This window comes from Parasphingorhabdus sp. (genome assembly GCF_036568145.1).
GTDB lineage: Bacteria > Pseudomonadota > Alphaproteobacteria > Sphingomonadales > Sphingomonadaceae > Parasphingorhabdus.
Genome location: NZ_DATCTC010000036.1, coordinates 89,422 through 99,121 on the forward strand (window position 1 = coordinate 89,422; position 9,700 = coordinate 99,121).

Here is a 9,700-nt window from a genome sequence, read left to right on the forward strand (position 1 = left end):
CTTTCTAATGGGATTGTGTGATTCTGTGGCGGCCCATGTAACCATTTCTATCGTTATTCGCCAGCACTAATCCGTTTCATTGTTAGGGACTGTTTTTGAAGGATAAGTTTCAATACTGCTGAAATAGCGGCCCAGCGCGACGTGGAAATTGGCATCATCCGCCGCCCCGCCAAGCAATAACGCTTCGTCTGCTTCGTCCCCGACATCATGGTATCGCTCGTTCAGAAAGCTATCAAGGCGCTCCTTATCCGAAAAAGCGCTGGTTATCATAAAGGCCGGTATCTTTTTTTCCAAAAACACATGGCCGTCCTGACGCTTCAAATATGCGTTAGGTCCATCCGATAGGTCAATCTCCCGGCCTTGGGAGATGGCAATTTTCTCGATATCTTCATCCAGATCCGTCTGCCCGCGCCCGACAACCGCGATGCGCTTTCCTGTCGGGGTCAAGGCTACCGTATCGGCATTGAACACGGCGACCAAGCGTTTCAGCGGGAAACCGGGATCAGCGGCGAAAGCCCTGGCGCCCAGCAACCCGCTTTCCTCCGCCGTAGTGGCCAGAAAATAGATGTCGCGCTCCGGCTCACCATCCGCCAACCTCTCCGCCACTTCGATAAGCAAGGCGATGCCGCTGGCATTATCAACCGCACCGTTGCAGATGCGATCCACTTCCGGCTCGCTCCGACATTCGCCCAGATGATCCCAGTGACCAAGGAACAGGACAGCGCCGCTTTCCGGCTTGCTACCTGCGATTTTGCCAACCACATTATGCGACTGATAGGCGCGGACACGCGTTTCGGCCGTCAAATCGGCATGGATCCCTGTATCTATCGGGCGAAAGCCATCCAGCGCAGCAACTTTAAAAAGCTGCCTGGAATCTAGCCCCGCCTTATCGAACAGACGTTCCGCCGCCTCCGCGCTGATCTGCCCCTCAACCCCTGCATGATAGCCGTCCATAGCGAGGGCTGTGCTGGAACGGCGAAAGCGCCGGGCAGAACGGTCAAAGCCGGATGAGCGGTTGACCACGGCGATCACACCGGATGCTCCTGCCGCAATGACATTGGCCTTGCGCGTTCGATAATCGGGAAAATCCTCCGCACCCGGCGGAGAGGATAGCAGAATGAAAGCCAGTTTTCCGGCGATGGTCGGGCTCAATTCCTCTGCGGGCAAATCCCCATAGCCCGCAAAGACCACAGGCGCTTCGGACAGGCTGGTCAACGGCTCCGCACCGCGCAGGACAATCTGGTACTCATCAATCCGGATGGTCTTTTCACGCCTTTCATCAATGAGCGCGAATTTGAAGCTCTGTTTCAGCGGAGTCCGGTCCACCAATGCAACCGGCGCATACCATGACTCGGAGCTTGTTGCTGGCCTTAGTCCCGCTTTCTTCCATTGTGTAGCGATATAGCTGACCGACTTGTTCTCCCCCACCGTTCCCGGCTTACGGCCACCAAAATCATCGCTGGCCAATATTTCTATATGCTCTCGCAAATCCTGTTCTGAAATAACCTGAGCATGCGCGTATATGGGTGTCCAAAATAACAAGGCAGTTAGGCAGGTGGTAATACGCATTAAATAGAGATACCTTGTTCCTGAAGGGAATATTTTCTTTTTTCTTGGCATTATGGCCGGAATCATTGATTATAAACATAATAAAATGGAGGCGGGCCGGTCATGGAAATTTCACTCTTGTTACTCGTTCTGATCGTCGTGATCATCTATCTTTTTGCAAGCATCAAGATTGTGCGACAAGGATATGAATATACTGTAGAATATTTCGGCCGCTTCACCAGTATTGCGCGGCCCGGCTTCAATTTCTACCCCGCTTTCCTCTACCGCGTCGGCCGCAAGGTCAACATGATGGAACAGGTGCTGGACATTCCGGGTCAGGAAATCATCACCAAGGACAATGCCATGATCTCCACCGATGGCGTGGTGTTTTTTCAGGTGCTGGACGCTGCGAAAGCCGCTTACGAGGTCAGCGACCTCTACAACGCGATCCTGAACCTTGTGACCACCAATTTGCGGACCGTCATGGGTTCCATGGACCTGGATGAAACCCTGTCCAAGCGGGACGAGATCAACGCACGATTGCTGGTCGTCATTGATGATGCAACTACGCCCTGGGGGGTTAAAATTACCCGGATCGAGATCAAGGACATTCGCCCGCCACAGGATATTGTCAATGCGATGGCGCGGCAGATGAAGGCGGAGCGTGAAAAACGCGCCAATATTCTTGATGCAGAAGGCGCGCGGGCTTCCGAAATCTTGCGATCAGAGGGCGAGAAACAGGGCCAGATCCTGCAAGCCGAAGGACGCCGCGAAGCCGCTTTCCGCGACGCAGAAGCCCGTGAACGCGAAGCAGAGGCAGAGGCAAAAGCAACAAAGCTGGTGTCCGAGGCCATTGCCAGCGGCAATGCACAGGCGATCAACTACTTCATCGCTCAGGATTATGTCAAAGCCGTCGAAAAATTTGCAACATCGCCCAACGCCAAAACGATTCTTTTCCCTGTCGAGGCAACGCAGCTAATCGGCACATTGGGCGGCATTGGCGCTCTGGCCAAGGAAGCGCTGGGCGATAGCGAGACATTCTCTCCGCCCTCACCCCCTGTTACACCCAAAAGAAAAGGCCCGTTTGAATAAGCGGGAGGGACACGGACAATGGACGACCTGATGAGCAGCGACCCGGAATATGTCTGGCTGACCTTGGCCGCGCTGTTGACATTGGCCGAGATTTTCGTGCCTGGTGTATTCCTGATCTGGGTTGCCGCCGCTGCCGCTGTGACCGGATTGGTCAGCGCCTTCATCGACCTGACACTGGCCGGTCAATTAACCCTGTTCGGCATTTCAACCATCGCCAGCGTGCTTATCGGGCGCCAATGGTATCTGTCCAATGTCGTGAAGAGCGAAGATCCGCTGCTCAATGACCGCGCTGCCCGGCTCATCGGAACGACTGTGACTGTCGTGCAGCCGGTAAATGATACATCCGGCCGGGTTAAAGTGGGTGATAGTGAATGGCCTGCACGCGGCCCTGCCCTGCCCGTCGGCGCGCCCGCACGGATCGTTGATGTCGCAAACGGCGTTTTGATGATCGAAGCCATCCCCGACAAGGATGCCTCAGCAAGCGGCTCTTAACGCGCCAGCTTCCCGGCCATTCCGATAATATCGTCCAGCGGGTTGCCGTCTCCATTCAGATCAAGCAGCGATCCCAAGCCACCAGAGCCGCCAGAAGAGCCTTTCGACCCTCCGCCAAGCAAACCACCGATAAGTCCGCCCAGACCGCCGGCATTGCCACCTGCGCTATCGCCGCTCTGTTTCGCCATGTAACCCGCAGCCATCATCGCTACCATGGGCAGCATTTTCTTTAGCAAATCACTACTGATGCCGGTTTGTTGTTCCGCTCCGGCGGCAACCGTGCGGCTGACTTCTTTGGAACCGAATATCTGACCCAGCACCTCGTTGCCTTGCCCTACCGGTGTCGGCTGCGAGCTGGTTACGCTATCTAGCAATCCGCCGCCGCCAAGCTGGCCCAGCAAACCGCCCAGTCCTTCAAGGCCACCGGGCTGAGCCTGCGCCGTTTTCTTGAACCCCCCTAATACAGACGGGATCAGAGCGGCAGTACCAGCTTGCGCGACACTTTTATCGACACCCAGTTCGCGCGCCATCATTTCGATGCCGCCTGATGTCTGTAATGTCTTCATAATATCCACTAGCTGTCTCCTATACTCCGCAATACACGCGCTGATTCTGTATTTCAGGGGAGTAACATAACAGGATTTTCCCGCTCAAAACTGCGAATTGCTACATTTTACTACTATTTACATACATAACGCCCCCCATAATATGAACGCCGAGCCAAAGCCGAAAGGCATAGAGCGAGGAATCACGACCAATGGTAGCGTTAATCGGCGGAAGCGAAAGGCTATCTATCCATCCGCTGCGCTGTTGGGATAGGCTGAAAGTCGCTCAAACAGCATTCGCTCCTAGCGATCCTCAACCAGCCGTCCGTAAAGGTCCGGCCTGCGGTCGCGGAAGAATCCCATTCCTGCCCGGTGCTTGCGGGCCTGATCCAGATCGAAACTGGCAACCAGCGTGCCGCTTTCCTCTGCGCCATATTCCGCCGCCAAGTCGCCCCATTCGTTGGTGATGAAGCTGTGGCCATAAAATGTCTGGCCTTCTTCGGTCCCGATGCGGTTGCTGGCGACGACAGGCATGCAATTGCTGACGGCATGGCCTTGCATAGCGCGCCGCCACATGCGGCTGGTGTCGAGATCCGCGTCATAGGGCTCAGAGCCAATAGCGGTCGGATAAAACAGGATTTCCGCACCCAGCAGCGCCATCGCCCGCGCCGTTTCGGGATACCATTGGTCCCAGCATATCCCGACGCCGATGGTGGTACCGAACAGATTCCACACTTTGAAACCGCTATTGCCGGGGCGGAAATAGAATTTTTCCTCGTAACCCGGACCATCAGGAATATGGCTCTTGCGATAGACGCCCATGATCTCGCCATCGGGATCAATAATCGCGATGCTGTTATAATAATGCTGTCCATCGCGCTCAAAAAAGCTCGCTGGAATGGCGACCTTCAACTGCCTGGCCAGCTTTTGCATGGCCAGAACCGGCGCGCTTTCGTTCACTGGCCTGGCCATAGCAAAAAGCGCTTCATCCTCGGTCTTGCAGAAATAAGGTCCGGCAAACAGTTCGGGCGGCAATATGATCTGTGCGCCCTGATCCGCTGCCTTGGCGACCTGTTCGCTAACAACCTCGATATTTTCGGCTTCGGAGCCATTGTTCAATGCCAATTGCAGCGCGGCGACGGTAATTTCGTTTGTCATGCCGCCATCATAGCTTGATGCCGAAACGTGCTGCAATCGGAATTGTCGCAATATACAGGATTATCGTGAGCAACATGCCAGCCGATAATGAAGCCCAGAAATTAATCCCCTGCCGCAGCAACACCGGAATCAAAAGGAACATTGGCAGGCTGGGGATGACATAAAAGAACGTCGCCTGCACATGTCCGGCCAGCAATTCCGTATCACCCGTATCACGCCACAACCATATCATCGCCAATATCGAAATAAGCGGCAACGAAGCAACAAGCGCTCCCATGGCCGGATAGCGCCGGGCGATGATCGCGACGATAGCAACAATCACCCCCGAAACTATTGCCCGGACTATAAATTCGCCCATATCAGGACAACATCCTTAAGGCCGTTTTTTGAACAGCAATGTCATCCGGTCCGACTCGCCAATGGCTTCATATTTGGCTCTCTCCACTTCCTTGTTCGTCAGAGTCGGCGGAAGGGCCCAGACGCCTTTTTCATAATCCTTGGTATCTTTGGGATTGGCATTTATTTCCGAAGAGTCGACCAGTTCAAACCCGTTAAGTTCAAACAGCTTGATTACATTATCCTGCCGCAAATAACCCTTCGAGCCATTGGACATGGCATAAGGTGCATCTGCATTTGCGCGGTGCTGGACAACGCCAACCATCCCGTCATCGGCAAGAATATCACGCAAGGCCCGCAATTCGGAGTCTGCACGATTGGCGTTGAGCAATCCGTGCAGGGAACGGAATATCAAAATCCGGTCCACTTTTCCTTTGAGTTCCTCTGCGACGTCGTCGCTTTCATAAGCGGCGATTTTTCCGGCGGGAACAGCCGTCCACTCCGATGCCTTTGCAGGGAAACCCTCTGCCCAGCTATTGCCGGGTTTATCACTCGCGCTGTTGATCGCAACATAGGTGCCATTATCGCTGAGATAAGGCAGCAAAACCCGTGTATACCATCCCCCGCCTGGCGCATATTCGGCAACGGTCTGATCGGGCGTAACCTGAAAAAAAGCCAAGGTTTCTGAGGGGTGGCGATACATATCGCGCGCCTTGTCGCCGCTACGCCGTTCATGGTTGATAGCAGCCGTCAAAGCGGTATCACTTTGCGCGGCCACATTTGCTTCGTTATTTTGTGCCAGCGCAGGAAACGCAGTCGTCGCCAATAATGCGCTCGCCAAGCCGGTGAATAATATTTTATTGTTCATTAGATAGGGCCCTCCAATAAAAACTCTTTCCGCTCACCAGCATAAATGACCTGCATGGCCATGCATAGCGGTTTATCTGTTCAATTTCAGGCTGATGGAATCTGCTGCGAGATACAGTGGAAACTGCCGCCTCCACGCAGCAATGCAACGCTTGATAGAGCGGCAATTTTATGGTCCGGAAACAGGGCCGCGATTTCGCTGATCGCGCGCTCATCATTCACCGCGCCATATTGCGGGACGGCAATGACCGTGTTGCCAATATAAAAGTTCATATAGCTTGCAGGAGCGATAGCGCCGTCAACCTCATACCTGCCCACCGACGCTATCTGGACAACGTCCAACCCAGCGGCCACGGCACGTTTCGCTGCATCTTCAAAAATGGCCGCGTTCGGATCATCCGCATCAATGGCTTTGGGGATGACTACTTTGCCCGGTGCAACAAAGCGCGCCAGATTATCGACATGGCCATCGGTATGATCCGCCAATAATCCGTCGCCGAGCCAGCACAGCTTTTCGATCTGCAAAGCCTCGCGCATATAGTCTTCAAATTGCGGCTCGGTCATGTTGTGGTTGCGATTGCCGTTCAAAACGCATTGCCGGGTGGTCACAAGCGCGCCCCGGCCATCGCCATCAATCGCACCGCCCTCAACCACCAGATCATGATGGCGCGTCGGAATATTCAGAGATTTTGCCAGCCGCAGGCCTATGTCCTGATCGCCGTCCATCTCGAACTTCCCACCCCAGCCATTAAAGCCGAAACGCTGCGCCTGCCGCTCACCGCCATCCCCACCGACAATGATGACAGGACCGGTATCGCGCAGCCAGATGTCACCAAACGGTTCGCAAATGACCTGAACCTGATCATCGGCCAACCGCTTTGCTATATTTGCATCGTTCCGGTCACGGCAAACGAGCATGACCTTCTCGCCTGCACCATCATCGCAAATGGCATTGGCAAAGGCCGCAACTTCACGCTGTGCCTCTGCCAGAGCTTCCGGCCATTCGGCGGGGTTTCCGGGAAAGCCGATCCACACCGCGTCATGCGGCTCCCATTCAGCAGGCCATCTCATCGCCATCAGCGCCTTTTGAGTCGCCGACTAATTGCCAGAGTTGCCGGTGCGGCTCTTGTCACGAATGGCGCGGAATTCGTCGCCTTCGTTCCAGTTCGGCCAAGCATCGGTCATCGCCAGCATGCGTGCGACCGTATAATAGATTTTCAGGTCAGCCATAACACCGTCCCAGTTCCAGTTCGGATCAAATTCATCCTTCGGACCGTGGTAGCGGTTTTCCGTATATTCCTTGCTAATCGCTTCTCCAGCCGCTTTGCCGCCGTCGATCAGGTCTTCGCCGCCTTCAAAATAGATCATCGGAACGCCCTGCTTGGCAAAGCTGAAATGGTCCGAGCGGTAATAATATCCCTTTTCCGGTGTCGGCTCAGCTTCGGTAACGCGTCCGTCCAGCTCCACCGCAGCGTCCAGATAACGGTCAAGCTCGGACTTCCCTTTGCCGACCACAACGATGTTTTTCGCCGGTCCCGCCATGCCAAAAGCATCCATATTGACCCCGCCAACTGTCTGGCTGAGTGGATAAACCGGATTTTCCGCATAATATTTGGAGCCGAGCAACCCGGACTCTTCTGCTGTTACCGCAAGAAAGATTATGCTGCGATCCGGCGCGCCCGCTTTGACATGCGCCTCGGCAAGAGCCACCAATGCAGCGGTTCCCGTGGCATTATCAACGGCGCCATTGCAAATATCATCACCATCGGGCGCCGGTGTGCAGCGGCCCAGATGATCCCAGTGGGCCGTGTAGAGCACATATTCATCCGGACGGGTCTTGCCTTCCAATATGCCAATGACGTTCTTGCTGGCCGTTTTGCTGATTTCATTCTCAAAGGATACAGAGGCCGTCAATCCAAGCGGAACAGCCTTGAAACCCTTGTTCTTCGCAGCCGTCATCAATTCTGGCAGATCCTGACCGGCACTGGCGAAAATCTTTTCCGCGTTTTCTTTCTGGATCCAGCCGTTGGCTTTCGTTTCATCCGCACCGCCATCGGCCGACTGTGCGTAGAATTGTGTTCCTGTCCAACTCGATTCAACGACGTTCCAGCCATAAGCCGCCGGAGCGGTGTCATGTATTATCAGCGCAGCCGCCGCGCCTTGCCGGGCGGCTTCTTCATATTTGTAGGTCCAGCGGCCATAATAGGTCATCGCCCGGCCACCAAATTCACCTTCCAGGCTTTCCGTGCCGAAATCCGGATCATTTATCAAAATGACAACGGTTTTGCCTTTGACATCCACACCTTCATAATCGTTCCAGCCCCGCTCTGGCGCGTTAATGCCATAGCCGACAAAGACCATTTCGCTGTCGGTAATGTCGATTTTCGGCTGCTCCTGATTGGATGAAACGACCATTTCAGAACCGTATTTCAGGCTTATATCGCCGGCGCTTCCGCCCTTAATCACCAAATCGGAAACATTTTTCGCGGTGCTTTCTACCAGCGGAACATCCTGAAACCAGCTATCACCATTGCCGGGTTTCAATCCCGCTTCCGTAAATTCCTTGGTCAGGAGCGCAAGCGTCTTTTCTTCACCCACCGAGCCGGGAGCACGGCCTTCAAAAGCATCGGAAGACAGCTCTTGCGTAATGTCCCGCATTGTATCGAGCGACAATTCCGGTGCGGCAACTTCAGGAAGAGGTGCAGAAGGATCTGCATCATCAACATTATTACAAGCAGACACCGACAAAGCCGCAGCAATGATTACGGCAAAAGAAACATATTTCATAATGTAGCAAACCCTATCCTGATTTCCGCCGCGATTGTGGCAGACAGATCGGATCAATGCAATATCAGCTTATCCGTTGCAGGCTATTGAGGTTAATCGGTACATTTGGATTGGGTCGGCAGGTGGCCCGATCATACCGGCCTTTCGCGCACACCCGGCTGTTCGTCAGGAACCCGAAACTCAATCATCCCTATATCAATATAATCCCTCCCGCCCTTTATATATGACGGGATTTAATTTATCTGGAAAGGCTCCTACTGGTTAACAGCTATCTCTATGATACACGGACAAGTTCGAGAATGTTTGGCACAAGCTGAACAGCTAATAAGGCGGTAATTATGTCAGATGCCTCGACCAAAATGGTCCCATCATCTAGTATTTTGGATATAAGTGAGAAAGATAGCACCAAAAAACGCAGTGGTCGAAACCGCCGCGGTAGCTCCAAAATACAAGCCGCCAAAAGTGAAGCTATGCGTCAGCAACTGCTACAAACCTCTGTAGCCTGCTTCGCAAATATGCCCTATTCGGAAGTTTCAGCAGTTCTGATTGCCGAAAGAGCAGGCGTGTCGCGCGGCGGTATGCAATATCACTTTCCTACCCGTCTTGATATGTTGCAGGCGACTGTTCGATATCTCCACGCCCGGAGGCTCGAGATTTTTCGCAACGACTTGAATTCAGTTCCGGATGGGGTTCATCCGGTCGATCATATGGTCGATTCCCATTGGCGGAATCTAAACGAAGCCGAGTTCCGCGCCTATCAGGAGCTTGTTCTCGCCGGGCGCTCGGAGCCCGAGCTTCACAAGCTCCTCACCTCAAGCTACCGCGCCTTTATCAACGAATGGCACGAAATCGCGCACTCAAAATTTGGCTGGAAA

10 protein-coding genes are annotated in these 9,700 nt (G+C 53.9%); 3 read left to right on the plus strand and 7 right to left on the minus strand.

The annotated features are described in order from the left end of the window. Positions 1 to 66: 66 nt before the first annotated feature. Complete coding sequence (locus tag VIN76_RS14775) at positions 67 to 1,569, minus strand: M20/M25/M40 family metallo-hydrolase (RefSeq protein WP_332042629.1); 1,503 nt, start codon at positions 1,567 to 1,569, stop codon at positions 67 to 69. 102 nt (positions 1,570 to 1,671) lie between these two features. Between VIN76_RS14775 and VIN76_RS14780 the strand changes: the two genes are divergently transcribed. Next, the gene (locus VIN76_RS14780; protein WP_332042630.1) at positions 1,672 to 2,640 is read left to right on the plus strand and encodes an SPFH domain-containing protein; all 969 of its coding nucleotides are present in this window, start codon (positions 1,672 to 1,674) and stop codon (positions 2,638 to 2,640) included. Between the two features lie 18 nt (positions 2,641 to 2,658). Further along, complete coding sequence (locus VIN76_RS14785; RefSeq protein WP_332042631.1) at positions 2,659 to 3,132, plus strand: NfeD family protein; 474 nt, start codon at positions 2,659 to 2,661, stop codon at positions 3,130 to 3,132. Here VIN76_RS14785 and VIN76_RS14790 read toward each other — a convergent pair. From VIN76_RS14790 to VIN76_RS14815, 6 genes are all read right to left on the minus strand, one after another. Further along, positions 3,129 to 3,698 (minus strand): DUF937 domain-containing protein, encoded by a 570-nt coding sequence (locus VIN76_RS14790; protein WP_332042641.1) that lies wholly within the window; start codon positions 3,696 to 3,698, stop codon positions 3,129 to 3,131. The genes VIN76_RS14785 and VIN76_RS14790 overlap by 4 nt on opposite strands. Before the next feature lie 282 nt (positions 3,699 to 3,980). Next, positions 3,981 to 4,835, minus strand: coding sequence for an N-carbamoylputrescine amidase (gene aguB, locus VIN76_RS14795; RefSeq protein WP_332042632.1), 855 nt, complete (start codon positions 4,833 to 4,835; stop codon positions 3,981 to 3,983). 7 nt (positions 4,836 to 4,842) lie between these two features. After that, complete coding sequence (locus VIN76_RS14800; protein WP_332042633.1) at positions 4,843 to 5,193, minus strand: DUF3147 family protein; 351 nt, start codon at positions 5,191 to 5,193, stop codon at positions 4,843 to 4,845. Positions 5,194 to 5,208: 15 nt separating this feature from the next. Further along, positions 5,209 to 6,039 carry a methyltransferase gene (locus VIN76_RS14805; RefSeq protein ID WP_332042634.1) on the minus strand — a complete coding sequence of 277 codons (831 nt, stop codon included), beginning with the start codon at positions 6,037 to 6,039 and terminating at the stop codon, positions 5,209 to 5,211. An 86-nt stretch (positions 6,040 to 6,125) separates the two neighbouring features. Continuing rightward, positions 6,126 to 7,115 (minus strand): agmatine deiminase family protein, encoded by a 990-nt coding sequence (locus tag VIN76_RS14810; RefSeq protein WP_332042635.1) that lies wholly within the window; start codon positions 7,113 to 7,115, stop codon positions 6,126 to 6,128. A 21-nt stretch (positions 7,116 to 7,136) separates the two neighbouring features. Further along, complete coding sequence (locus VIN76_RS14815; RefSeq protein WP_332042636.1) at positions 7,137 to 8,825, minus strand: M28 family metallopeptidase; 1,689 nt, start codon at positions 8,823 to 8,825, stop codon at positions 7,137 to 7,139. Positions 8,826 to 9,163: 338 nt separating this feature from the next. Here VIN76_RS14815 and VIN76_RS14820 point away from each other — a divergent pair. Next, positions 9,164 to 9,700 (plus strand): TetR/AcrR family transcriptional regulator (locus VIN76_RS14820; RefSeq protein ID WP_332042637.1); only part of this gene is annotated, 537 nt, incomplete at its 3' end.